Source organism: Angustibacter aerolatus (assembly GCF_054776675.1).
In genome coordinates, this window is the sequence record NZ_BAAHBM010000002.1 from 1 (window position 1) to 23,804 (window position 23,804).

A 23,804-nucleotide genomic window follows, 5' to 3' on the forward strand; every position below is an offset into this window, starting at 1 on the left:
GCACCGCCTGGGCGCTCGCCGGCCACGACGACCAGCCGGCTCGGACGACCGCGGTGGCGGCGTCCGTGCCGGTGCAGCGCGTGGTGGCCGTCGCGCTCTCGGACGACGACCGGCTCACCGGCGTGGCGGTGCTCGCGGGCACCCCGCAGGGCGACGCGCAGCAGGTCATGGTGCCCAGCCGGCTGCTGCTCGACGTGCCGGTCGCCGGGCGGATCGCGGTCGCGCAGGCGCTCGTGCCCGGCCCCGAGGCGCCGGGCCGGGCGGTGGCCGACGCGCTCGGCCTGCGGGTCGACGCGACCTGGCAGCTGTCGCGGTCCGACCTCGTCACGCTGGTCGACGGCGTCGGCGGCGTCACGGTCGACGTCGACGTCGACGTGACCGAGGGGGCGAGGTCGGGCTCGCGGATCCTGGTGCCCGCCGGCCCGGCCCAGCACCTGACCGGTGCCCAGGCGGCGGCGTACGCCGTGATGCTGGGGTCCGACGAGCCGGAGGCCGCTCGGCTGGCCCGGCAGGACCACGTGCTGACCGCCGTGCTCGCCGGCCTGCCGGCCGACCGGGCCTCGCGCCTCGCGCTGGTCACCAGCCTGTCGCACCCCCCGACGAAGGCGGCGCTCGACGCCGTGCTGACCGTCACCGGCGACGTGCACGACGCGGCGCGCGCCGGCCGGATGGGCTCGACGGTGCTGCCGGTGCACGAGATCGACACCGGCGGCGACACCGAGGCGTACGGCCTGGACGAAGCCGCCGCGGCGACCATGGTCGCGCAGCGGCTGCCCGGCGCCGCCCTGCCGGTGCCGCCCGGCGGCCGGCTGAAGGTGCTGGTGCAGAACGGCGTCGGCACGCCCGGGCTGGGCGAGAGCGCGCGCGGCGAGCTGGTCGAGGCCGGGTACCGCTACGTCGGTGGCGGCAACGTCGACGGCTTCGGCGTCGAGACCTCGCAGGTGCTCATCGGCGACGGCACCTCGGCCAGCCGCCGGCGCGGCCTGGCGGTGGCGACGGCGCTGGGGCTGCCCAGGACGTCGCTGCGGATCAGCGAGAGCGCGCCGACCGTCGCGGACGTCGTCGTGGTGCTGGGCGCGGACTTCGCGCGGCACTGAGCGGGCGTGGGATGATCGGGTGCTGCACCCGATCTGCTCACCCCCTCAGCAAGGAGTCCCTGTGACCGCGTCCGACCGCGCGCGCGAGCTCGTCCTCGCCGCCGCCGAGGCGGCCGCCGACAAGCTCGCCACCGACGTCGTCGCCATCGACGTCAGCGACCAGCTGGTCATCACCGACGCGTTCGTCGTCGCCTCGGCGCCCAACGACCGGCAGGTCGGCGCCATCGTCGACGCCGTCGAGGAGGCGCTGCGCGCCCACGGCGCCAAGCCGCTGCGCCGCGAGGGCGAGCGCGAGGGCCGCTGGGTGCTGCTCGACTACGCCGAGGTCGTGGTGCACGTGCAGCACGACGAGGAGCGCACCTACTACGCGCTCGAGCGGCTGTGGAAGGACTGCCCGTCGATCGAGCTGCCCGAGCACGCGCGGGGGCGTCGTCCCGAGTCCGGCGTCGGCGAGCCGGCGGACCGCCGGTGAGCGCCCGCCGTCAGGTGCTGCTGCTGCGGCACGGCCAGACGGCGTGGAACGCGGCGGGGCGGTTCCAGGGGCAGGAGGACATCGGCCTCGACGAGACCGGGCGCGCCCAGGCGGCCCGCGCGGCGAAGCGTCTGGTGAAGCTGCACCCGCACGCCGTCGTCGCCTCCGACCTGTGCCGCGCCTGGGACACCGCAGCGGCCCTCGGCGCCCGCACCGGCCTGCCCGTCACGAAGGACGAGCGGCTGCGCGAGACGTACGCCGGCAGCTGGCAGGGCATGACCATGCAGGAGATCGACGGGCGGTACGGCGCCGAGCGCGCGGCCTGGCGCTCGGGTCACGACGTGCGTCCCGGCGGCGACGGCGAGCTGCGCCACGAGGTCGGGGCCCGGGTGGCCGAGGCCGTCGACGAGCACGCTCGCGCCCTGCCCGAGGGCGCGCTGCTCGTCGTCGTCTCGCACGGGGGCGCCATCACCAGCGGCCTGCAGACCCTCCTCGGCGTCCCGCGCGAGCACTGGCCGGTGCTGACCGGTCTCGGCAACTGCCACTGGAGCATCGTCCAGGAGTACCGCGACCGCTGGACGCTCGAGGAGCACAACGCCGGCACGCTCCCCGGCGACGTGATCGGCGACGAGAGCTGACCCCGGTTTGGACCTCGGGCCCGACGACCGGGTAGTATCGCCACGCTCCTCCAGGGGAGCTCGGGGCTGTGGCGCAGCTGGTAGCGCACTTGCATGGCATGCAAGGGGTCAGGGGTTCGAATCCCCTCAGCTCCACCCGAGGTCAGAGCCGTTCCGCCACGCTGCGGAGCGGCTCTTTCCACGTCCGGGGCGCTCGTCAGACGCTGGTGCGACCACCGTCGACGAACCACTCGGCGCCGTTGACGAAGGCCGAGGCGTCCGAGGCCAGCAGCAGCGCCGCCGCCGCGATCTCGTCGGGGTCGCCGAGGCGGCCGGCCGGCAGCGCGTCGCCCAGCGCCTGCGCGAACCCCTCCTGCTGGTCCTCGGGGACGATGCCGAGCAGGCCGGGGGTGCGGGTCGGGCCGGGGCTCAGCACGTTGACCCGGAACCCGTTGGCCCGGGCGTTCAGCGTCCAGCTGCGGGCGAGGTTGCGCACCGCGGCCTTGGTCGCGCCGTAGACCTCCAGCCCCTGGTCGGGCCGGACGGACGCCGTCGAGCCCATGAGGATCACCGACGCGCCCGGCACGAGCAGCGGCATCGCCTTCTGCACGCCGAACAGCACGCCCTTCACGTTCGCGGCGAAGGTGGCGTCGAACTGCTCCTCGGTGATCTCGCCCAGCACGGCGCGCTCGGCGCCGCCGGCGTTCGCGACCAGGACGTCGATGCGCCCGGCCCGCTCGGCGACGACCTCGTACAGGGCGTCGAGGTCGGCCAGGTCGCCGACGTCGGCCCGCACCCCGACCGCCTGCGGCCCGAGCTCCGCGGCCGCCTCGTCGACCTGCGCCTGCCGGCGTCCGGTGACGACCACCCGTGCGCCCTCCGCCGCGAACCGGCGGGCGATCGCCAGCCCGATCCCGCTCGTGCCGCCGGTGACCACGGCCACCTTGCCGTCCAGGATCCCGCTCATCGTGCTGCTCGCTCTCTCTCGTCGGAGCCCCGTTCTGGAACGAGGCGTCCACAACGTAGATCGTTGTGGACGGAGCGGTCAAGAACGCCTAGCATCAGCGGGTGGGCAGACCCAGGCAGTTCGACGAGGACGGCGTGCTGCGCACCGCGCGCGAGCAGTTCTGGGCGACCGGGTACGCCGGCACCAGCATGGAGACCATCGCCGCGGCCACCGGCCTGGGCAAGGGCAGCCTGTACGGCGCGTTCGGTGGCAAGCGCGAGCTGTTCCACCGGGTGTTCGACGACTACTGCACGGCGGCCGTGGGGTCGGCGGTCGAGCAGCTCGGCGGCGACGACGACCAGGCCCTGCCGCGGCTGACCGCCTTCCTGCTCGACCACGCCCGCACCAGCGCCGAGCCCGGCCACCGCGCCTGCCTGCTGGCCAAGGGTGCCGCCGAGCTGGCCGAGCGGGACGACGTGGTGTCGGCCAGGTCGCGCACCGCGTTCGAGGGGCTCCGGGCGGCGCTGGCACGTGACCTGGCGGCCGCCCGGCGCAGCGGCGACCTCGACGCCGACGCCGACGTCGAGCGGCTCGCGGGTCTGCTGCTCGCCGTGCACCGGGGCATCGAGGCGCTCGGCGAGGCCGGCACCGACGAGGCCGTGCTGCTCGGGATCGCGCAGGCCGCGGTCGACGGCCTGCCCCGCCGCACTCGGTAGGGCCCTTCCAGCCGCACGTCGCGGCGACGGGTTGACGCCGGACAAGGACGCGCGACGCGTCCGAGTTGACTTGTGAACACTTGTCAACCAATGTCCTCCGTGTGCGCTCCGGCCGCGGACCGCGCCGGCGGACGCGCGCCCCGTCGTCCGGCTCAGAAGGGGAACGTCATGAGGAAGAGGTCGTTCGAGGCCGTCGCGCTGGCGGCGGGGCTGAGCGCCGCCGCCGTCGCGCTGGCCGCCTGCGGAGGGTCCGGGGGATCGGGGGCGGGTGCCGAGGCGAAGACCATCAGGCTCGGCCTCATCGGGCCGATCAGCGGGGCACAGTCCCAGATCGGCACGAACCAGGTCGCCGGTGCGCAGGTCGCCGTCGACCAGATCAACGCCGCCGGCGGCGTCCTCGGCAAGCAGCTGACCCTCGAGAGCGCCGACGAGGGCGCGTCCTCCGCCACCGCGGCCGCGGCGATCCGCAGGTACGCCGCCGACGGCGTGCAGCTGCAGCTCGGCCTGCTGTCGAGCGCGAACTGCCTGGCCACGGCGCCGCAGCTGCCGCGCCTGAAGGTCGTCATGGTCGCCACGGGGTGCGCCAACGACGGGCTGACCGGCGTGCGGGGCGCCAAGGCGCCCTTCCCGAACTTCTTCCGCACCTCCAACAACGACACGGCGATGGTCGTCAGCCTCGCCCGCGTGGTGGCCGAGAAGCACCCGCAGGTCACCAGCTACAGCGCCTTCGGCTACGACTACGTCACCGGCACCACGGAGTGGAAGCTGTACCAGCAGACGCTGCGGTCGAGCGGCGTCGCCCTCGCGACGAAGCGCGAGACCTTCGTGCCGCTGGGCGAGCAGAACTTCAAGCCCTACGTGCAGGCCCTGGCCGCCGACGCGGGCGACCGCAGCCGGAGCGCGCTCTACCTCGGCACGTACGGCGCCGGCACCGCGAGCTTCCTGCAGCAGGCGCAGGACCTCGCCCTCGCGTCGAAGTACGCCGTGATCGTGCAGCCGGGCGGCTACTACCCGGTCGCGCGCACGCTCGGTGGGCGCGCGCCGAAGGTGTGGAACGCCTACGACTACACGTACTCGGCCTACGACAGCCCGGCCAACGCCGCGTTCGTGAAGGACTTCGTCGCCAAGACGAAGCAGCAGCCGGAGAGCTGGGGGTACGACGCCTACCTGGCCGTGCACGCCTACGCGACGGCGATCGCGAAGGCCGGCTCCGCCGACTACCAGGCGGTGCTGAAGGCGCTGCCCGGCGTCCAGTTCGACTCGCCGGCGGGCCGGCTGACCATCGACGCGACGACCCACCAGGCCGACACCCCGGTGGTCGTGAACCTCAGCGTCGGCGACCCCGAGGCCACCGAGGACGTCCGCTTCCTCGAGACCGAGATCGTGAAGCCGGAGGGCTGACCGTGGCCCAGCTGGTGTCGGTGCTGCTGGGCGGCGTGGCCTACGGCGTCCCGATCTTCCTGGTCGCCAGCGGCCTGACGCTGATCTACGGCGTCATCGGGGTGCTGAACTTCGCGCACGGGGCCTTCTTCGTGCTCGGTGCGCTGCTCACGACCAGCCTGCTCGGCGGTCGCACGCCCTCGCTGCTCGCGTTCGTGCTGGCGGTGCTCGCCGGGGCCCTGCTCGCGGCCGTCGTCGGTCTGCTGACCGAGGTCGGCGTCGTGCGGCGCCTCTACCGCGCCGACCACATGACGATGCTGCTCGGCACCTACGCCGTGCTGCTGACGCTCGAGGGTCTCAGCGAGCTGGTGTGGGGCACCGGGAACCGCTCGCAGCGCCAGCCCGACCTGCTGGCCGGTGACGTGCACCTGCTCGGGGCCGTGGTCAGCCGGTACGACGTCGTGCTCGTCGGCATGGAAGCCGTGGTCGCGGTGCTGCTGCGGCTGCTCATCCACCGCACCCGCACCGGGCGGTCGGTGCGCGCCATCGCCCAGGACGCGACGATGGCGCAGGCGATCGGCGTCGACGCCCGCGCGGTGCTGGTGCTGGTCTTCGCGCTCGGCAGCCTGCTCGCCGGGTTCGCCGGCGGGCTGATGGTGCCCAACGTGTCGGTCTCGCCGAGCCTGGGCAACGCGTTCGTCCTGCAGTGCTTCGCGGTGGTCATCGTCGGCGGTCTCGGCTCGGTCGCCGGCTCGCTGGTCGCCGCGCTGCTCGTCGGCGTCGCCGAGACGGCCGCGGTGGCGTGGGTGCCGGCGCTCACCGGCTTCACGTTCTACGTTTTGGTCGCCGTGGTGCTGCTGGTGCGGCCCCAGGGGCTGCTGGGCGACGCCCGCACACGGAGGGCCTGAGCCGATGAGCCTGCTCAAGAGCGTCCGGACGGCGGCGGCGCCGCCGGTGCGGCGCACGGTCCAGCCGGTGCGCAGCGGCCGTCGCGCGCTGCTCGAGCCGCTGGTCTTCGCGGTGGTCCTCTCGCTGATCCACCTGCTCGTCGACCAGAGCCTGCAGTTCGTGCTCACCCTCGGGGTCGTGTACGCGCTGCTGACGGCGAGCCTCGGCGTGCTGCTCGGGTGGAGCGGCGTCTACAGCTTCGGCCACGCCGCCTTCTTCGGGGCCGGTGCCTACGCGGCCGGGCTGCTGAAGGACCACGACCTCTCGCCGCTGCTCGTCGTGCTGGCGGGCACGGTGGTGGCAGCCGCCGCCGCGGTGGCCGTCGGCGCGCTGGGCGCGCGCATCGTCGGGGTGGAGTTCGCCTTGCTGACGCTCGTGGTCGGCCAGGTCGCGTACCTGCTGACGTTCAAGCTCGATCTGCTGCAGGGCGACAACGGCGTCTACGGCATCCCGGCCGGCACGCTCGCCGGTCGCGACCTGACCGACGGCCAGCACCTGTGGTGGTACACGGTCGTCGTCGTGGCGGTGCTGCTCGGCGTGCTGCGGCGCGTGCAGCTCTCGCCCTACGGCGCGGGGCTCAACGCCGTCCGCGACGACCCGGTGAAGGCTGCCGCGATCGGGTTGCCGGTGCGGGCGCTGCGGCTCAGCGCCTTCACCCTCTCGGGTGCGGTGGCCGGGGTCGCGGGCGTGCTCTTCGCCCAGCAGCAGGGGATCGTCACGCCGACGACGCTGACGTTCACGTTCAGCGGGCAGATCATCGTCATGCTGCTGCTCGGCGGGCTGCACCGCTTCTGGGGGGCGGCCGTCGGGGCGATCGTGTTCGTGCTGCTCGACGACCGGCTGTTCGGGGAGACCACCCACCACTCGCTGGTCCTCGGGCTCATCCTGCTGGTCGTCGTGGTGGTGCTGCCGCGGGGCCTGCTCGGCCTCGCCGAGCCCGTCACCGCCCTGGTCCGGCGCCGGAGGTCGTCGTGAGCGTCCTGGAGCTGCGCGGGATCGACAAGCACTACGGCGGGCCGCCCGTCGTCCAGGGTGTGTCGCTCACGGTCGACGCCGGCGAGACCGTCGCCCTCATCGGGCCCAACGGCGCCGGCAAGACCACGCTGTTCTCGGTGATGGCCGGGGAGCAGACGCCGGACGCCGGCTCGGTGCACCTCTTCGGTCAGGACGTCACCCGCGCCGGCGCGCGGCGGCTGGCCCGCAGCGGGGTGGCCCGCACGTTCCAGGTCGCGCGCTGCTTCCCGACGATGTCGGTCGAGCGCAACGTCGTGCTCGCGTGCGACGCGGCGGCCGGGAGGCACCGCCGGTTCTGGGCCGGCCCGAGCCGGCCGGACGACGCGGTCGACGAGGCCCTGACCGCGGCCGGCCTGCAGGGACGGCGCACCACCACCGGTGCGGCGCTCTCGCAGGGCGACCGGAAGAACCTGGAGATCGCGATGGCGACCGTGCAGCGGCCCCGCCTGCTGCTGCTCGACGAGCCGACCGCGGGCATGGCGCCCGAGGACCTGCCGCGCACCATCGGCATCCTGCGCGACCTGCGGCGCGAGCGGCCCGAGCTGGCCGTCGTCGTCACCGCGCACGACATGGACGTCGTGTTCGCCCTGGCCGACCGCGTGGTGCTGATGGCCGGCGGACGGGTCGTGCTCGACGACCGGCCCGAGGTCGTGCGCGACGCGCCGCAGACGCGGGAGATCTACCTCGGTGGCAGCCGGACGGGGGAGCGGGCGTGACGACCCTGCGGATCAGTGGCCTGACGGCGTCGTACGGACTGGCGCGGGCGCTCACCGACGTCGACCTCGAGCTGCGGCGCGGCGAGACGGTGGGCCTGCTCGGGCGCAACGGCGCCGGCAAGTCGACGCTGCTGAAGTCGGTCGTGGCCGAGCCCGGCGTGACCGTCAGCGGCAGCGTGCGCGTCGGCGACCGCGAGGTGCGGGGCCTGTCGACGTACCGGATCTGCCGGCTCGGCGTGGCCTGGGTGCCGGACGACCGTCGGGTCTTCACCGCCCTCAGCGTGCGCGAGAACCTCGAGCTGGCGCGCACGAAGCAGGCGCCCGCCGACCAGCTCGACCGGGTGGTCGCGCACCTCCCGCTCGTCGAGGGGCTGCTCGGTCGTGCGGGCTACGCGCTGAGCGGCGGCGAGCAGCAGGCGGTCAGCATCGCCCGCGCGCTCATGACGGCCCCCGACTTCCTGCTGCTCGACGAACCGACGGAGGGTCTCGCGCCGCTCGTCGTGGAGCAGCTGGAGCTGGCCATCGCCCGGCTGCCGCAGGTGTTCGAGGTCGGGGTGCTGCTCGCCGAGCAGGACCTGGCGTTCGTCACCGGCCTCGCCGACCGCGTGGTGGTGCTCGGCTCGGGCCGCGTGGTCTGGTCCGGTGCGGCGTCAGACCTGCTGGCAAACCGCGACCTGGTCGACCGGCACCTGGCGGCGCGGGCCGGCGCCTCGTGACCCGGCCGTCAGCGAACCGGGTCAGCCCGTGAGCGCGCAGCCTGCGACGTCGTCGTGCCCGCCGGTCGCAGCGCGGTGCGCCTGACCCAGCCGGATGACCTCGTCGAGCTTGTCGCGGGTCTCGGTCAGCTCGGCCAGCTGCGTCTCGACCCGCGCGCGCTCGGCGAGCAGCCGCTCGTGCATCTCGTCGGTGAGCACCCCGTGCTCCATGCAGGGCAGGATGCGCAGCACGGCCCGGCTGCTCAGCCCGGCGGCGTAGAGGTTCTGGATGAACCGCACCCGGTCGACGGCGGACGGCGGGTAGTCGCGCTGCCCGCCGGCGGTGCGCTCGGCGGCCAGCAGACCCTGCTCCTCGTAGTAGCGCAGCGCGCGCACGCTGACCCCGGCCTGCTCGGCGACCTGCCCGATCCGCATGCGTCCTCCGTGTCGCTCGCCACAGGACTTGCACCTGACGTCAGCGTGAGGTCTTAGCGTAGCCGCATGACCACCGCACTCGTCACCGGAGCCAACCGCGGCATCGGCCGCCACCTCGCCAGCCAGCTGCTCGAGCGGGGCGCCACCGTCTACGCCGCCGCCCGCCGTCCCGAGACGCTCGACCTGCCCGGCGCCACGCCGGTCGCGCTCGACGTCACCGACCCCGCCGCCGTCCGCGCGGCCGCCGAGCTGGCCGGCGACGTCGACCTGCTGGTGAACAACGCCGGCATCTCGACCGGCGCCGAGCTGCTGGGCGACCTCGACGGCGTCCGGGCCGCCCTGGACGTGAACTTCTGGGGGACGCTGGAGATGGTGCGGGCCTTCGCGCCGGTGCTGCGGGCGAACGGCGGCGGCGCGGTCGTCAACGTGGCCTCGGCGCTGTCGTGGTTCGCCGCGCCGGGTGCCGGTGCGTACGCCGTCTCGAAGGCCGCGAACTGGGCCATGAGCAACGCCCTTCGGCTCGAGCTCGCAGGCCAGGGCACCCGGGTCACGTCGGTGCACCTCGGCCTGGCGGACACCGACATGGCCAGCGGCATCGACGGGCCGAAGACCGACCCGGCGGAGGTGGCTCGTCGCACCCTCGACGCCGTCGAGGCCGGCGACCTCGAGGTCGTGGTCGACGACTGGAGCGCCTTGGTGAAGGCGTCGCTGGCCGAGGACCCCCGCGCGTTCTACGAGCGGTTCCTCGCCGCCTGACCGCCGCCGGTCAGCGGGCCCGCCGGATGCCGTCGAGCACCGCGCGCAGCTCGACCGGGCTGGGCGCCGGCACCTGCCCGCCGCGGCGGTCGGCGTCGTGCAGCAGCAGGCCATCGAGCAGCGCGTCGACGTAGCGCTGCCACAGGTCCTCGCGGACGGGGACGGTGGCCGAGGCCAGCGCCCCCGCCGCGAGGAACAGCATCGGCAGGTCGCTCTCGCGGACGTCGGGTCGCACCCGGCCGCTCTCGAGCGCGCGCTGCACGAGCCGCTGGGCCACCGGGCGCAGGGTCTGCTCCGCGAGCTCGCGGTCGCGGGCGGCGTCCGACAGCAGCGCCTCGCGGGCAGCGCGGTCACTGGCGTGGAAGCGGCACACCGCGAGCACGCCCTGCCGCAGCGCCTCGACCGGGTCGGCGTGCTGCTCGGCACCGGTCAGCAGGTCGCGCATCGTCTCGAACCGGCGTCGCACCAGGGCGGCGAGCAGCTCGTCGCGGTCGGTCACGTGCCGGTAGACCGTGGCCACGCCCAGCCCGGACGCCGCGGCCAGGTCGTGCAGCGTGAACCGCAGGCCGCGCTCGGCCAGCAGGGTGTCGGCGGCGCCGAGCAGCAGCTCGCGGTTGCGTGCGACGTCGCGGCGCACCCGGGGCGGTCCCGCCGGCACCGTCACCGTGCGGCGACCGCGGCCGGCGCCTGCTCGCGGGTGCCGCCCCAACGAGCCAGCACGGCCAGCCAGCCGTCGTCGTCGCCCGCCCACGCGACGTACCCGTCCGGGCGCACCAGCAGGGCCGGCCCCGCGTCGGTGCGCCGCGCGTGCGCCAGGTCGGCGACGTCGTGGCCGACCCGGGCGTCGCCGGCTGCCGCGTCGTCCCGGGCGTGCACGAGCAGGAAGCCGAGGTACCGCTGCGCCTGCTCGACCGTCGTGCCGTCGAGCGGCACCGACGACGCGCGGGTGCCGACCAGCTCGTGGTCGCCAGGGCCGGCCGGGTAGCGGATCGTCAGGCCGCCGAAGTTCGCCGCCATGCCGCCACGCGTGCGGGGCAGCCGCATCAGCACGCCGAACACGGTGTCGCGCACGGCGCGGGCGAGGCGGGGGCGCAGGGTGATGCCGCGCATCATCTTGCCCGAGGCCTCGATGACGTGGGCGCCCACCGGGTGCCGCTCGACCTGGTAGCTGTCGAGCACCTCGTCGTCCGCGCCGCGCAGGGCGGCGTCGAGCTTCCAGGCCAGGTTGACGGCGTCCTGCACGCCGGTGTTCATGCCCTGCCCGCCCATCGGCGTGTGCACGTGGGCCGCGTCGCCGGCCAGCAGCACCCGCCCGTACCGGTACGTCGGCACCTGCCGCTCCTCGCAGTGGAACCGCGAGTGCCAGCCGACCTCGAGCACGCCCAGGTCCTGGCGCATGGACTGGCGCAGCCCGTCGACGATCTCCGCCTCGCCGACCGGCTCGGCGTCCGACACCTGGTGGTCGCGGTCCCAGAGCATCGCCCGGTACCAGGCCCCCTCGCCGTCACCGCGGCCGTAGGGCACCAGGAACCCGAAGCGGGACGGCGTGCTGCCCAGCACCAGCCCGGCGCCGCGCGGGCGCCCGGACAGCCGGACGTCGGCGAGCACCACCGACGACAGCACCTCCTCGCCGGGGAACTGCGCCCCGACCAGCTCGCGCACCGTGCTGTGCGCGCCGTCGGCCCCCACCACGTACCGCGCCCGGACGGTGCGGGCGTGCGCCGGGTCGTCGTCGTCGCGCGGCCGAGCCGTCACCGTCACCCACGCGTCGTCCTGGTGCAGCGCGACGACCTCGTGGCCGCGCAGCACCTGCGCACCCTCGGCGCGCGCGCGGTCCTCGAGCGCCTGGTCGACCTCGGCCTGCGGCAGCACCATGACGAAGGGGAAGCGGGTGGGCAGCTCGCTGAGCCGCAGCGGGCGGTCGGCGAACAGGTGCACGGTCTCGGCCCGCCCGGCCCGCGCCAGCAGCGGTTCGGCGACGCCCCGGCTGTCGAGCAGCTCGAGCGTGCGCGGCTGCGTGGCGAACGCGCGGCTGGCCGGGTTCACCGCGGGCCACTTGTCGAGCACCACCACCGACCGGCCCATCCGCGCCAGGTCGCCGGCCACCGTCGCCCCCGTCGGGCCGGCCCCGACCACCACCACGTCGACGTCCTGGACGTCGCGGGGTCGGGGGACCGAGTCGGTCGCGGGCGGTCGGGACGAGGGTGCGGACACAGGCGACTCCTGAAAGCGGATTGTTGTTGTCCGGATCAGTCTGTCGTCGCCCTTGCCGTCCGTCAACCCCGCCCGGACGATCGCCGCACGTCGTCGCGACGGCGCCGACGCCAGGCCCGCAGGTGGTAGGCGCTCCACGCGAGCCAGAAGAGGCCGCTCAGTGCGTTCAGCCGGTGGCCGCGGGCCGCGCCCAGCGCGAGCTGCACCACCGCGAGCACGGCGCCGAGCACGCCGAGCACCAGCAGGGTCCGCGGTCGCGTCGACGCCCACCACGAGCGCCCGTGCCCCGGCCGCGGCGCGCCGGTGCCCGACGCGGGCCGCTCATCGCTCACCGCCCGACCCGGCGTCGACGCCGCTCGCCGAGCGCGACCCCCAGGCCGCTGCCCACCACGCCGGCGAGCACCGCCACCCAGATCGGCTGGTGCGTCAGGAACGCCACGGCGCCCAGCACCAGCGGGCCGAGCACCGCGCCGTCGAGGTGCGGGTGCCGCCGGCTCCACGCGCTCACGCGAACGGGCGCCACCGCGAAGGGGATCAGGACCGGGCCGTAGACCGCCGCGGCCAGCAGGCCGTGACCGAGGCCGCGGTGCTCGGCCAGGGACCAGACCATCAGGGCCAGCAGCGGCACCGCCAGCAGCCGCAGCGCGGGCGGCGGGTGCGTCGCGAACCGCGTGACCCGCTCGCTCACCGGCCCGACCCCTCGGCGCGCGACGTCCGGCCAGGTGCCGGGGGGAGCGGGCGATGCGTCTCCCACCACTGGAAGGCGGTGACCACCACCGCGACGACGAGGGCGTACGCGACCCACTGGAACCAGCGGAGGTGGTGGTGCCGCAGCTCCAGCATCGTGAGGATGGTCGTCACGTCGACCACCGCGTGGAGCACCCACGTCACGGCGGTGAGCCGGGGCCGCTGGACCAGCCAGTGCAGATCGGGCACGTGCATCAGCCGTCCACCCCCACTGGAGCCTCGCCGGCGTCCCTGTCGTCGGCCACGACCGCACGGTAGGGCAGGTGCGTCCCGGCGCGCGGGCAGAAGCGCAGGCTCACCCCCACCTGGGGGCTCGGCGGCGGGTTCTGCCCGCGCGTCGGGACGACGGACCTCAGGCGCCGATGGCGTCGAGCTCGGCGACGGCGTCGGCCGGCAGCGCGAGGCCGGCGCCGGCGACGTTCTCGCGCAGGTGCGCGACGGACGACGTGCCCGGGATGAGCAGGATGTTGGGGGAGCGCTGCAGCAGCCAGGCGAGGGCGACCGACATGGGGGTCGCCTCGAGCCGGGCGGCGACGGCGTGCAGGGCCTCCGACTGCAGCGGCGAGAAGCCACCCAGCGGGAAGTACGGCACGTAGGCGATGCCCTGGGCGGCGGTGAGGTCGACCAGCGCGTCGTCGGACCGTTGCGCGATGTTGTACATGTTCTGCACGCACACGATCGGCGCGATGGCCTGGGCCTCGGCGAGCTGCTCGGCGTCGACCGTGCTCAGGCCCAGGTGCCGGATCAGGCCCTGCTGCTGCAGCTCGGCGAGCGCCTCGACCTGCGGCGCGATGCTGCCCGGCTCGGGACCGTCGACGGCGCCCATCCGCAGGTTCACGACGTCGAGCCGCTCGAGCCCCAGGTTGCGCAGGTTGTCGTGGACCGCGCTGCGCAGCTCGTCGGGGGTGCGGGCGTGCGGCCAGCCGCCCTGCGCGTCGCGCCGGGCACCGACCTTCGTCACCAGGTGCAGGTGCTCGGGGTAGGGAGCCAGCGCCTCGCGGATGATCTCGTTCGTGACGTGCGGTCCGTAGAAGTCGCTGGTGTCGACGTGGTCGATGCCGAGCTCGACCGCCTCGCGCAGCACGGCGACGGCGGCGTCGCGGTCGGCCGGGGGGCCGAACACGCCGGGGCCGGCCAGCTGCATCGCCCCGTAGCCGACGCGGTGCAGCTCGAGGTCGCCCACGCGGTAGGTGCCGCCGGGCAGGTCGTGCGATGCCATGTGTGCCTCTCTGCGCGCGGCCGTGCGCCGCTCGCCCGACCAGCCTGCGCCCGCCGCCGCGGCTGCGCGAGAGACCCGTCGATCCGGGGACCGGCGGACCCCGGCTGCGCTCAGCAGAACCCGACCTCGACCCGTCGCGCCGGCCGACCGGTGCGGGCGTCGACCGGCACGGTCAGCACCCGGCCGTCGTCCGTCGTGACCTCCAGGGTGTGGCCGTCGCGCCACTCGACCCCGCGCAAGGCGTTCTCGAAGGCGTCGGCGTTCAGGCACCCGGCGTCCCACGACCTGACGCCGTCCGTCGTCTCGGTGCGCAGCCGCCAGACGGTGTCGATGCCGAGGTTCCCCTCCCAGACCCGCACCTGGAGCCTTCCCCCCGGTGCCCGCACCGACGCCACCTCGTCGCCGCGCGAGCCGTACTGCCCCAGCAGCAGGTCGAACGCCAGCGCCAGCGCGAGGCCGCCCGCCGCGAGGCCGACGAGCACCCGCACCGCCTGCTGGCCGCGGTGCCCGGCGCTCGCCGTCCAGCAGGCCGCGAGGGCCGCGGCGCCCGCGGCCGCCGCGTACCACCTGGGGGCGACGAGCAGCCGGTCGAGCAGCACCCAGCCACCCGGCTCCACCGCCGCCAGCGCGGCCAGCCCGGCGAGCAGCAGGGAGGCGGCGCCCAGGCGCGCCACGACGACCAGTCGGCCGCGTGCGGGTGCCGAGACGGTGTCGGTGGCCACCGCGCGATCGTCGCGCGACCCGGCGGCCGGCCGCAGCGGAACGCGTCAGGTCGAGCGGGGTGCGTCCATGATCAGCCCGACGCCGACCAGGCAGACCAGCGCCCCAGCCAGGTCGAAGCGGTCGGGGCGGAAGCCGTCGGCGACCATCGCCCAGACGAGCGACCCCGCGACGAACACCCCGCCGTACGCCGCCAGCACCCGGCCGAACGGCGCGTCGGGTTGCAGCGTGGCGACGAAGCCGTACGCGCCCAGGGCGGCGACGCCCGCGCCCACCCAGAGCAGGCCACGGTGCTCGCGGACCCCCTGCCACACCAGCCACGCGCCGCCGATCTCGGCGACCGCCGCGAGCACGGACAGCGACACCGAGCGCAGCACCGTCATCCCGCGAACGGTACGGCGAAGGGGCTGCGCGGGCGGCGCCCGGTGCGGCAGGGTGGCGGCACGCCGGGCGCCGCGGCCCGGCGGGAGGGAGCCCCGTGCGCGCCACCAGCACCCGACTCGTCGTGTCAGACGCCGACGCCACCGCCGCGCTGCTCGTCGCCACCACCGGGCGCCGGGTCGAGCGCCGGGTCACCCACGGCGCGCTGACGCTCGTGCTGCTCGGCGACCTGCACGTGGTCGGCGGCCCGGCGCACGACACCGCCTGCCTCGCCGGTGCCGACCTGGTGCTCCAGCTGCCGAGCGCCGACGAGCTCGACCTGGCCGTGCACGATGCGCTGGCCGCCGGGGCACGGCTGACCTGCCCGTGCGAGGAGCGGCCGTTCGTGCGGCGCGCCCGGGTGACCGGCCCCGACGGTCTGCAGGTCGAGCTCGCGGCCTGGACCCACCCCGGCCTGGTCGGGCCGTCGACCTCGCCGTGGGCGGAAGGACGGCTGCCGGACGTCTGGGACTGACGCCTCCGACGATCGACCGCCTGCTCGACCGCCGCGCGTGGCCGCCGGCCGCGCGAGGGCGGGGTACGTTGCCGCGCGTGACCCAGCAGCCCGTGCGTGTGGAGCAGGTGGGCGGCGTCGGCGTCCTCGTGCTCGACGACCCCGACCGCCGCAACGTGCTGTCCGCCGCCGCGGTCGACGCGGTCGCGGACGCCGTCCAGCGTCTCGAGGACGACGGCGGGGTGCGCGCGCTGGTCGTCACCGGGGCCGGCAGCGCCTTCTGCGCCGGCGCCGAGCTGAGCACGCTCGAGCGCTCCGCCGAGGGTGACTTCTCGGCGGTGCAGCACGTGTACGAAGGCTTCCTGCGGGTGCTCCGCACGCCGTTGCTCACGATCGCCGCGGTCAACGGGCCCGCGGTCGGTGCCGGCATGAACCTGGCGCTCGCGTGCGACGTGCGCATCGCCTCCACGGCCGCCCGCTTCGACACCCGGTTCACCCGGCTGCGGCTGCACCCCGGCGGGGGCCACACGTGGCTGCTCGAGCGGGCCGTCGGCCACCAGCAGGCGGTGCTCGCGGTGCTGCTGGGGGAGCGCTGGGACGCCCAGCAGGCCCTGCAGCACGGCCTCGTCGCGCAGGTGACCGAGCCGGGCGACCTGCTCGAGACGGCGATCGCGCTCGGTGCGCGGCTGGACGACGTCGAGCCCGCCCTCGCCCGGCGGGTGCTCGCCACCCTGCGCGCGGCCGGCGAGGCGACGTCGCACGCGGAGGTGCTGGCCGCCGAGACCGAGGCGCAGCGCTGGTCGGTCACCCGGCCGGCCTTCGTCGAGCACGTGCGCGAGCTGTCCGCGCAGATCAGCCGGCGCTGAGGGCATCGCTCGCCCGATCGGGGTGCAGGGGTCAAGACACGGGTCCGACGTGACGACACCGCTCGGGTGACAGCCCCCGCCACGCCGTCCGACGTCCGCTCGGAGCGGCCCAGCCGCTTCGACGCGCTGGCCCTGGCGCTCGCCCTGACCGGCGCGGTGGCGCTCGCGCTCACCCGTCAGCCGGGCTGGACCGCCGTGCTCGTCGCGGCGTGCGCCGCGTCGGCGGTCGGCTCGGTGCGCCGGCTCTGGCTGCACGTCGGACTCGGCGTGGTCGGTGCCGTCTGGCTGGTGGCGCCGGTGCTCCTGGTCGTCGACGGGCACACCTGGACGGCGTCCGAGCTGCTGACCTGGGGGATGCTGCTCGCCACGCTCGCCGTGGCCGCGCTGTCGAGCGTCGTCGCCCGGCAGCGGCACGACCGCCTCCTCGCCGAGAACGCCGACGTCCGCTCGTTCGCCGAGGTCGCCTCGGTGCACGACCCGCTGACCGGGCTGGCGAACCGCAAGGGCCTGGCCATGCTCGCGGGGCAGATCCTCGAGTCGGCGCGCCGCCGCGGTGACGCCGTCTACTGCGTGTTCGTCGACGTCGACGGGCTGGCTCGGGTGAACACGGAGCTGGGCCACGAGGCGGGCGACGAGGTGCTGCTGACGGTCGCCGAGGCCATCACCCGCTCGACCCGCGCCACCGACGCCGTGGCCCGCTGGGGCGACGACGAGTTCGTGGTGCTCGGGCCCGGCACCGGGCTGGCGCCGCTGGAGATCGAGCGTCGCGTGCGCGCCCGCTGCGTCGAGACCACCACCGTCGACCGCTCCATCTGGCAGGCCCGGATCAGTGCCGGCGGCGCCGTGCTCGAGCCGTGGGACGAGGGCGACGTCGACTCGCTGCTGCGCGTCGCCGACCGCGAGATGCACGTGCGGCGCACCCTGCGCCGCGAGGCCTCCGCCCCCGCGTACCAGCCGGTGCGGCACGACCCCAGCCCCCGGCCGCCCGACTCCCGGCGTGCCGGCGGTTGGCCCGAGCAGGTCTGACCGCAGGCTCTGCGGCCGGCGCCACCGGCTGCTCGCGACGGGCGCTGCGCTATCCTCGACGCGTGCGAGCCGTCCTGCTCCTTCGCCGGCCGCGCTGACCGAACCAGCGGCACGGCCCCCCGGGCGCCGATCCGCCGTCAGCGCGGCAGACCCCTCCTGCGTGAGGGGTCTTCGTGCGTTCGGCCCGGTCGCAGCGAGGCCCACGAGGCCGCCCCAGAGGACAGGACGACGATGAGCACCACCGAGCAGAGCCCCCAGAGCGTCACCGACCAGCCGGCGCACCGCTACACGGCCGCGCTGGCCGCCCGCGTCGAGCAGCAGTGGCAGGACCGCTGGGAGTCCGAGGGCACCTTCGTCGCCCCGAACCCGGCCGGACCGTGGGCCGACCCCGAGGGCGTCGCCGGCCGCGAGAAGCTCTACATCCTCGACATGTTCCCGTACCCCTCGGGCAAGGGGCTGCACGTCGGGCACCCGCTGGGGTACATCGCGACCGACGTCTACGGTCGCTTCCAGCGGATGCAGGGCCGCAACGTGCTGCACGCGCTGGGGTACGACGCGTTCGGCCTGCCGGCGGAGCAGTACGCCGTCCGCACCGGCCAGCACCCGCGGAAGACCACCGAGGACAACATCGTGAACATGCGGCGCCAGCTGCGGCGGCTGGGGCTGGCGCACGACCCGCGGCGCTCGCCGGCCACCACCGACGTGGACTTCTACCGCTGGACCCAGTGGGTGTTCCTGAAGGTCTACAACAGCTGGTTCGACGCCGAGGCCGACGGCGGCCGGGGCAGGGCTCGGCACGTCGACGAGCTGGTGCGTCAGTACGAGTCGGGTGAGCGCACCCCGCCGGGCGGTACCCCCTGGGCCGAGCTGAGCCGCCGCGAGCAGCGCGAGCTCGTCGACTCCCGCCGCCTGGCGTACGTCGCCGAGGCGCCCGTCAACTGGTGTCCCGGCCTGGGCACGGTGCTGGCCAACGAGGAGGTCACCGCCGACGGCCGCAGCGACATCGGCAACTTCCCGGTGTTCAAGCGCAGCATGCGGCAGTGGATGATGCGCATCACCGCCTACGGCGACCGGCTGGTCGACGACCTCGACCGGCTGGACTGGCCCGAGGCCGTGAAGCTCATGCAACGCAACTGGATCGGGCGCAGCGAGGGTGCTCGCGTGCGGTTCGGGGTGGCGGGCGGTGACACCGGCATCGAGGTGTTCACGACCCGGCCCGACACCCTGTTCGGCGCCACCTTCGTCGTGGTCGCGCCCGAGCACCCGCTGGTCGACGACCTCGTGCCGGCTGCCTGGCCCGACGGCACCCGCGACGCCTGGACCGGTGGTGCCGCGACGCCGCGCGAGGCGGTGGCCGCGTACCGCGCGCAGGCCGCGGCCAAGAGCGACCTGGAGCGCCAGGCCGAGGGTCGCGAGAAGACCGGCGTCTTCACCGGTTCGTTCGCGGTGAACCCGGTGAACGAGGCCCAGGTGCCGGTCTTCGTGGCCGACTACGTGCTGACCGGCTACGGCACCGGCGCGATCATGGCGGTGCCCGCCCAGGACGAGCGCGACTGGGAGTTCGCCGCGAAGTACGACCTGCCGATCGTCCGCACCGTGCAGCCACCCGAGGGCTGGGAGGGCGACGCCTTCACCGGTGACGGGCCTGCGGTGAACTCGTCGAACGACGAGGTGTCGCTCGACGGGCTGCCGGTCGCCGAGGCGAAGCGCACCATCGTGGAGTGGTTGCAGCGCAAGGGTTCTGGCGAGGGCACCGTCACCTACCGGCTGCGCGACTGGCTGTTCAGCCGGCAGCGCTACTGGGGTGAGCCGTTCCCCGTGGTCTACGACGAGGACGGTGCGCCCGTCGCCCTGCCCGAGTCGATGCTGCCGGTCACCCTGCCGGAGGTCGACGACTACAGCCCGCAGCAGCTCGACCCCGACGACGTCACCTCCGAGCCGGTGCCGCCGCTGGCTCGCGCCACCGACTGGGTCGACGTCGAGCTCGACCTCGGCGACGGTCCGCGCACCTACCGCCGCGAGCTGAACGTCATGCCGCAGTGGGCCGGGTCCTGCTGGTACGAGCTGCGCTACCTCGACCCGGCGAACCAGGACGCGTTCGTCGACCGCGAGAACGAGGCCTACTGGATGGGTCCGCGCGGCACCGCGCCGAACGGCGGCCCCGACACCGGTGGCGTCGACCTGTACGTCGGTGGCGTCGAGCACGCCGTGCTGCACCTGCTGTACGCGCGCTTCTGGCACAAGGTGCTGTTCGACCTGGGCGAGGTCAGCAGCGACGAGCCGTTCCGCCGGCTGTTCAACCAGGGGTACGTGCAGGCGTACGCCTACCGGGACGACCGCGGGCAGACCGTGCCGGCCGCCGAGGTCGAGGAGGGCCCGGACGGCACGTGGACCTGGCAGGGCCAGACCGTGGTGCGCGAGTACGGCAAGATGGGCAAGTCGCTCAACAACATCGTCACCCCGGACGACATGTACGACGCGTACGGCGCCGACACGTTCCGCGTCTACGAGATGTCGATGGGGCCGCTCGACGCCTCCCGCCCCTGGGAGACGCGTGCCGTCGTCGGGTCGCTGCGGTTCCTGCAGCGCCTGTGGCGCAACGTGGTCGACGAGGAGACGGGCGCCGTCACGGTCACCGACGTCGCGCCGTCGCAGGCCGACCTGAAGGCGCTGCACCGTGCGATCGACGGCATCACCCGCGACTACGCCGAGCTGCGCTTCAACACCGCGGTCGCCAAGCTCATCGAGCTGAACAACCACCTGACGAAGCTGCCCGCCGTGCCGCGGTCGCTCGCCGAGGCCACGGTGCTGATGACCGCGCCCGTCGCGCCGCACCTGGCCGAGGAGCTGTGGCAGCGCCTCGGGCACGGCGGGTCCCTGGCGCACGAGCCCTTCCCGGTGGCCGACCCGGCGTACCTGGTCGACGACACGGTGACCTGCGTCGTGCAGGTGCAGGGCAAGGTGCGCGACCGGCTGGAGGTGCCCGCCGACGTCGACGACGACACGCTGCGCGAGCTGGCGCTGGCGAGCGACAAGGTGGTCGCCGCGCTCGCCGGTCGCGGCGTCCGGACGGTCGTCGTGCGCGCGCCCCGGCTCGTGAACGTCGTCCCCGCCTGATCGGCGCGGATGGAGACGGACAGCGGTCGGCAGCGCGGCTGCTGCGGCTGATCGCAACGGGTGGCTCCTCGTCGGGTGGTCGGCTGGGTGGTCGGTCGGGTGGTCGGTCGCTTCGGGTCGGGGCTCGGGTCAGGCCGTCGCGGTGGTCGGTCGGGCTCGGGTCGAGGTGGTCGGCCTCCCGCGCGGCTGCCGTGCGACCCGGGTCCGGGTCGGCGGTGCAGGGGCAGCGCGGCTCGGTGGCGCGTCCCGACGGCGGCGAGCGACGGGTCGTCCGGGCACGACGACGCCCTAGGGTCAGGTCGTGACCGTCGCCGTGGTGACCGACTCCACGAGCTGCCTCGCGCCAGACGTGGCTGCATCGGCCGGCGTCCGCGTCGTGCCGCTGCAGCTGGTGCTCGGCGGCGTCCCGCACGACGACGGCGTCGACGCCGACCAGCACTCCGTCGTGGCCGCGCAGCGGTCGCGCACCCAGGTGTCGACGTCGCGGCCCAGTCCCCAGGTGCTGCTCGACGCCTACCGGGACGCAGCCGCCGCGGGCGCCGACGCCGTGCTGTCGCTGCACATCTCGGCGGCGATGTCGGGCACCTACGAGTCCGCCGTGCTGGCCGCTCGCGAGTCGCCGGTGCCCGTCCGGGTCGTGGACTCGCGGTCGATGGGCATGGGACTCGGGTTCCTGGCGCTCACCTCGGCGCAGGAGGCCGCCGCCGGCGGAGCCCTGGCCCAGCTCGAGGCGGCCGCCCTGCAGCGCGCCGCGCGCACCCGCGCGTGGTTCACCGTGACGACCCTCGAGCACCTGCGGCGCGGCGGACGGATCGGCGCCGCGTCGGCCCTGCTCGGCACGGCGCTGGCCATCAAGCCGCTGCTGCACCTCGACGACGGGATCATCGCGCCGCTGGAGCGGGTGCGCACGACGGGTCGCGCGCTGGCCCGGCTGGCCGAGCTGGCGGGACAGGTGGCTGCGGCAGCGGGTGGTGCCGATGCCGTCGACGTCGCCGTGCAGCACCTCGACACCCCTGCGCGGGCCGAGCAGCTGGTGGGGTTGCTCGCCGACCGGCTGCCCGGTGCCCGGGTGCGCACGGTCGAGGTGAGCGGGGCGGTCGCCGTGCACGTCGGCCCCGGCATGGTGGCTCTGGTGGTGGCACCGGTCCGATGACCGTCGTCCGGCTGGTGACGCTGCTCCTCGCGTCGTACCTGCTCGGTGCCGTCAGCCCCGCGGCGCTGGTGGCCCGGCGGTACGGCGCCGACCTGCGGGCCGTCGGGTCTGGCAACCCCGGCGCGACCAACGTGGCACGCGCGCTCGGCCGCCGCTGGGGCGTCGCCGTCGGGCTGCTCGACGTGGTGAAGGGCGTGCTGCCCGCCCTCGCCGGGTTGCTGCTGCTCGACCGGCCGCTCGCCTTCGCGGTCGGGTTCGCCGCGGTGCTCGGGCACGTCACCTCGCCGTACCTGCGCGGGCGCGGCGGCAAGGGGGTCGCGACGACGCTCGGCGTCCTGCTCGTGCTGGCTCCGTTGTGGGTGCTCGGGGTGGCCGTCGTGTTCGGCGTCGTGCTGCTGGTCACCCGCTGGATGGGCGGCGCGTCGTCCGCGGGGGCGCTCACCCTGCTCGGCGTGTCGCTCGTCGTGCCGCCGGCCCCGGGGTCGGACGCCGGCCTCTGGTCGCGGCTCTTCGGCATCGCGCTGGTGCTCGTGGTGCTCGGGCGGCACCGCAGCAACCTCGTGCTGCGCTGGATGGCCCGCAGGGCACGCGCTTCCTGACCACCGCGGGTCCGCCGGACCTGCCACCGCGCTCGCCGGGCCCCGGCCGCTGTCCGGTCGAGCAGGTCGGCGGCGCCGCAGGACCTGCCGCACGAGGACGAGGACGCGTGTGCACACCGGGCGTGGGCTGCTGCGGTGCACGTCCTCGGTCTCTTGCACGGGTCTGCGCCACCTCTGGGTCCGTGAGCCGCGGGCACCTCCCGCGCTGGGTTCGCCGTGCCGCTGTCCACGGGCACGGGCCCCACCCTCGTGCCGTGGTGGACGGGCAGGTCGGCCGCGCCGCGCCGCTGTGGACGAGGTCGTCCGTCCACAGCCCGCCGCTGTGGACGCGCCCCTCGGTCCACAGCCCGTCGAGCGTCATCGCGGGTGGGGCTGCCGGCTGCCTAGCGTCCCCGCCATGCATCGCGACGACGTCTTCGACACCGACCCCGGCTCGCACCGCCGCGGCCCGGCCGGCAGCCGCCCCCTGCTCGACCCGGCCGCCGTCGTGCCGCGTCGTCGGTGGCACGACGCCCTGCAGCTGACGGCGGCCCGCACCGGGGTCTCACCGCGCACCGTGCTCGGCCTGCTCGTCGTGGCCGCCGTGGTGCTGTCGGTGCTGGGCGTCAGAGTGGCGCTCGATCGCCGGGCCGCGCGGCCGGTGCCCCTGGCACCGGTCGTGCAGGTGACCGCCGCCCCGGCGGGCTCGACAGGCACGTCGGGGTCGGGGGGCGGGCCGGCCGCCACGGACACCGGTGCAGTCTCGACCGCGGGTCCCCCCACGCCGACCGTGCCGCCCTCGCCAGGGGGCGGGGGTGCCGCGGCCGCCAGCGCGACGGGCGGGCCGGTCGTGGTGGTCGACGTCGTCGGCCGGGTCCGGCACCCGGGGGTGCAGCGCCTGCCGGCCGGGGCGCGGGTCGAGCAGGCGATCGAGGCGGCCGGCGGTGTGCGCGGTGGAGCCGACGTCGCCCAGGTGAACCTCGCCCGACCGCTGGTCGACGGCGAGCAGGTCGTCGTCCCGTCCCGCGGCGAGACGCTCACCGCGCCCGCCGCCGCGCCCGCCGCCGGTGGCAGCCCGACCGGTCCGACCCAGCCGATCGACCTCAACCAGGCCGGTGCCACCGAGCTCGACACCCTGCCCGGCGTCGGACCCGTGCTGGCGCAACGCATTCTCGACTGGCGGGGCGAGCACGGTCGTTTCAGCTCCGTCGACGAGCTCGGCGAGGTCAGCGGCATCGGCGACGCGGTGCTCGGACGGCTGCGCCCGCTGGTGCGGGTGTGAGCGGCGAGCGGTCGGCGTCCGACCTGCGGCTGCTGGTGCCGGCCCTGGCCGCCTGGGGCGCGGGCGCCTCCTCGCTGTCGGCTCCGGCGACGGGCCGGGTCGTGGCCGGACTCCTCGGGCTCCTGGTCGCGGCGGGCGTCCTGGTCGTGCGCCGGTCCGCGTCAGCGCCGGGCCGGGAGCCCGCGTCGCCCGCGGCCGCAGCGCCAGTGGTCGGGC

27 protein-coding genes and 1 tRNA gene are annotated in these 23,804 nt (G+C 75.2%); 18 read left to right on the forward strand and 10 right to left on the reverse strand.

What is annotated here, in order from left to right; all coding sequences use genetic code 11:
* From ACYVI6_RS00665 to ACYVI6_RS00680, 4 genes are all read left to right on the forward strand, one after another.
* On the forward strand, nucleotides 1–1,097 hold a 1,097-nt coding region (locus ACYVI6_RS00665; protein ID WP_460444520.1), incomplete at its 5' end, for a LytR C-terminal domain-containing protein.
* Nucleotides 1,098–1,158: 61 nt separating this feature from the next.
* Entirely contained in the window at nucleotides 1,159–1,569 is a 411-nt protein-coding gene (rsfS, locus tag ACYVI6_RS00670) for a ribosome silencing factor (RefSeq protein ID WP_460444521.1), read from the forward strand.
* Nucleotides 1,566–2,207 carry a histidine phosphatase family protein gene (locus tag ACYVI6_RS00675; RefSeq protein WP_460444522.1) on the forward strand — a complete coding sequence of 214 codons (642 nt, stop codon included), beginning with the start codon at nucleotides 1,566–1,568 and terminating at the stop codon, nucleotides 2,205–2,207. The genes rsfS and ACYVI6_RS00675 overlap by 4 nt, the downstream gene beginning before the upstream one ends.
* A 62-nt stretch (nucleotides 2,208–2,269) precedes the next feature.
* Nucleotides 2,270–2,342 (forward strand) — tRNA-Ala (locus ACYVI6_RS00680).
* Nucleotides 2,343–2,403: 61 nt separating this feature from the next.
* Here ACYVI6_RS00680 and ACYVI6_RS00685 read toward each other — a convergent pair.
* Nucleotides 2,404–3,153 carry an SDR family NAD(P)-dependent oxidoreductase gene (locus ACYVI6_RS00685; RefSeq protein ID WP_460444523.1) on the reverse strand — a complete coding sequence of 250 codons (750 nt, stop codon included), beginning with the start codon at nucleotides 3,151–3,153 and terminating at the stop codon, nucleotides 2,404–2,406.
* Between the two features lie 101 nt (nucleotides 3,154–3,254).
* Between ACYVI6_RS00685 and ACYVI6_RS00690 the strand changes: the two genes are divergently transcribed.
* The 6 genes from ACYVI6_RS00690 to ACYVI6_RS00715 all read left to right on the forward strand — a co-directional run bounded on the left by ACYVI6_RS00690 (nucleotide 3,255) and on the right by ACYVI6_RS00715 (nucleotide 8,622).
* Nucleotides 3,255–3,848: a TetR/AcrR family transcriptional regulator gene (locus ACYVI6_RS00690; RefSeq protein ID WP_460444524.1), complete on the forward strand. Its 594-nt coding sequence runs from the start codon at nucleotides 3,255–3,257 to the stop codon at nucleotides 3,846–3,848.
* 168 nt (nucleotides 3,849–4,016) lie between these two features.
* Nucleotides 4,017–5,249, forward strand: coding sequence for an ABC transporter substrate-binding protein (locus tag ACYVI6_RS00695; RefSeq protein WP_460444525.1), 1,233 nt, complete (start codon nucleotides 4,017–4,019; stop codon nucleotides 5,247–5,249).
* A gap of 2 nt (nucleotides 5,250–5,251) precedes the next feature.
* Complete coding sequence (locus tag ACYVI6_RS00700) at nucleotides 5,252–6,136, forward strand: branched-chain amino acid ABC transporter permease (RefSeq protein WP_460444526.1); 885 nt, start codon at nucleotides 5,252–5,254, stop codon at nucleotides 6,134–6,136.
* Between the two features lie 4 nt (nucleotides 6,137–6,140).
* Nucleotides 6,141–7,151, forward strand: coding sequence for a branched-chain amino acid ABC transporter permease (locus tag ACYVI6_RS00705; RefSeq protein ID WP_460444527.1), 1,011 nt, complete (start codon nucleotides 6,141–6,143; stop codon nucleotides 7,149–7,151).
* Complete coding sequence (locus tag ACYVI6_RS00710) at nucleotides 7,148–7,906, forward strand: ABC transporter ATP-binding protein (protein ID WP_460444528.1); 759 nt, start codon at nucleotides 7,148–7,150, stop codon at nucleotides 7,904–7,906. Before ACYVI6_RS00705 ends, ACYVI6_RS00710 begins: the two co-directional genes overlap by 4 nt.
* The gene (locus ACYVI6_RS00715; protein ID WP_460444529.1) at nucleotides 7,903–8,622 is read left to right on the forward strand and encodes an ABC transporter ATP-binding protein; all 720 of its coding nucleotides are present in this window, start codon (nucleotides 7,903–7,905) and stop codon (nucleotides 8,620–8,622) included. The genes ACYVI6_RS00710 and ACYVI6_RS00715 overlap by 4 nt, the downstream gene beginning before the upstream one ends.
* A 21-nt stretch (nucleotides 8,623–8,643) precedes the next feature.
* On the opposite strand, the gene ACYVI6_RS00720 is transcribed toward ACYVI6_RS00715, so the two are convergent.
* Complete coding sequence (locus ACYVI6_RS00720; protein WP_460444530.1) at nucleotides 8,644–9,036, reverse strand: MerR family transcriptional regulator; 393 nt, start codon at nucleotides 9,034–9,036, stop codon at nucleotides 8,644–8,646.
* 66 nt (nucleotides 9,037–9,102) lie between these two features.
* Between ACYVI6_RS00720 and ACYVI6_RS00725 the strand changes: the two genes are divergently transcribed.
* The gene (locus ACYVI6_RS00725; protein WP_460444531.1) at nucleotides 9,103–9,792 is read left to right on the forward strand and encodes an SDR family oxidoreductase; all 690 of its coding nucleotides are present in this window, start codon (nucleotides 9,103–9,105) and stop codon (nucleotides 9,790–9,792) included.
* Between the two features lie 10 nt (nucleotides 9,793–9,802).
* Here ACYVI6_RS00725 and ACYVI6_RS00730 read toward each other — a convergent pair whose 3' ends face one another.
* From ACYVI6_RS00730 to ACYVI6_RS00765, 8 genes are all read right to left on the reverse strand, one after another.
* Complete coding sequence (locus tag ACYVI6_RS00730; RefSeq protein WP_460444532.1) at nucleotides 9,803–10,450, reverse strand: TetR/AcrR family transcriptional regulator; 648 nt, start codon at nucleotides 10,448–10,450, stop codon at nucleotides 9,803–9,805.
* Between the two features lie 2 nt (nucleotides 10,451–10,452).
* The gene (locus ACYVI6_RS00735; RefSeq protein WP_460444533.1) at nucleotides 10,453–12,006 is read right to left on the reverse strand and encodes an FAD-dependent monooxygenase; all 1,554 of its coding nucleotides are present in this window, start codon (nucleotides 12,004–12,006) and stop codon (nucleotides 10,453–10,455) included.
* A 62-nt stretch (nucleotides 12,007–12,068) separates the two neighbouring features.
* On the reverse strand, nucleotides 12,069–12,338 hold the full coding sequence (locus tag ACYVI6_RS00740; protein WP_460444534.1) for a hypothetical protein: 270 nt from the start codon (nucleotides 12,336–12,338) through the stop codon (nucleotides 12,069–12,071).
* Nucleotides 12,335–12,694 (reverse strand): hypothetical protein, encoded by a 360-nt coding sequence (locus tag ACYVI6_RS00745; RefSeq protein ID WP_284287662.1) that lies wholly within the window; start codon nucleotides 12,692–12,694, stop codon nucleotides 12,335–12,337. Before ACYVI6_RS00745 ends, ACYVI6_RS00740 begins: the two co-directional genes overlap by 4 nt.
* Nucleotides 12,691–12,942, reverse strand: a complete 252-nt coding sequence (locus ACYVI6_RS00750; RefSeq protein ID WP_460444535.1) for a hypothetical protein — start codon at nucleotides 12,940–12,942, stop codon at nucleotides 12,691–12,693. The genes ACYVI6_RS00745 and ACYVI6_RS00750 overlap by 4 nt, the downstream gene beginning before the upstream one ends.
* A 163-nt stretch (nucleotides 12,943–13,105) precedes the next feature.
* The gene (locus ACYVI6_RS00755) at nucleotides 13,106–13,972 is read right to left on the reverse strand and encodes an aldo/keto reductase family oxidoreductase (protein ID WP_460444536.1); all 867 of its coding nucleotides are present in this window, start codon (nucleotides 13,970–13,972) and stop codon (nucleotides 13,106–13,108) included.
* A gap of 110 nt (nucleotides 13,973–14,082) precedes the next feature.
* A complete protein-coding gene (locus tag ACYVI6_RS00760) occupies nucleotides 14,083–14,694 on the reverse strand; it encodes a hypothetical protein (RefSeq protein ID WP_460444537.1) in 612 nt (203 codons plus the stop codon).
* Between the two features lie 45 nt (nucleotides 14,695–14,739).
* A complete protein-coding gene (locus ACYVI6_RS00765) occupies nucleotides 14,740–15,075 on the reverse strand; it encodes a YnfA family protein (RefSeq protein WP_460444538.1) in 336 nt (111 codons plus the stop codon).
* A 95-nt stretch (nucleotides 15,076–15,170) separates the two neighbouring features.
* Here ACYVI6_RS00765 and ACYVI6_RS00770 point away from each other — a divergent pair, with 95 nt between their 5' ends.
* From ACYVI6_RS00770 to ACYVI6_RS00800, 7 genes are all read left to right on the forward strand, one after another.
* Nucleotides 15,171–15,587, forward strand: a complete 417-nt coding sequence (locus tag ACYVI6_RS00770; RefSeq protein WP_460444539.1) for a hypothetical protein — start codon at nucleotides 15,171–15,173, stop codon at nucleotides 15,585–15,587.
* Between the two features lie 77 nt (nucleotides 15,588–15,664).
* Nucleotides 15,665–16,432: an enoyl-CoA hydratase-related protein gene (locus tag ACYVI6_RS00775; RefSeq protein ID WP_460444540.1), complete on the forward strand. Its 768-nt coding sequence runs from the start codon at nucleotides 15,665–15,667 to the stop codon at nucleotides 16,430–16,432.
* 66 nt (nucleotides 16,433–16,498) lie between these two features.
* On the forward strand, nucleotides 16,499–17,458 hold the full coding sequence (locus ACYVI6_RS00780; protein WP_460444541.1) for a GGDEF domain-containing protein: 960 nt from the start codon (nucleotides 16,499–16,501) through the stop codon (nucleotides 17,456–17,458).
* A gap of 231 nt (nucleotides 17,459–17,689) precedes the next feature.
* Nucleotides 17,690–20,575, forward strand: coding sequence for a leucine--tRNA ligase (gene leuS / locus ACYVI6_RS00785; protein WP_460444542.1), 2,886 nt, complete (start codon nucleotides 17,690–17,692; stop codon nucleotides 20,573–20,575).
* 301 nt (nucleotides 20,576–20,876) lie between these two features.
* On the forward strand, nucleotides 20,877–21,728 hold the full coding sequence (locus tag ACYVI6_RS00790) for a DegV family protein (protein WP_460444543.1): 852 nt from the start codon (nucleotides 20,877–20,879) through the stop codon (nucleotides 21,726–21,728).
* Nucleotides 21,725–22,327 (forward strand): glycerol-3-phosphate acyltransferase, encoded by a 603-nt coding sequence (locus ACYVI6_RS00795; RefSeq protein ID WP_460444544.1) that lies wholly within the window; start codon nucleotides 21,725–21,727, stop codon nucleotides 22,325–22,327. The genes ACYVI6_RS00790 and ACYVI6_RS00795 overlap by 4 nt, the downstream gene beginning before the upstream one ends.
* A gap of 397 nt (nucleotides 22,328–22,724) precedes the next feature.
* Entirely contained in the window at nucleotides 22,725–23,588 is an 864-nt protein-coding gene (locus tag ACYVI6_RS00800) for a helix-hairpin-helix domain-containing protein (RefSeq protein ID WP_460444545.1), read from the forward strand.
* Nucleotides 23,589–23,804 lie beyond the last annotated feature (216 nt).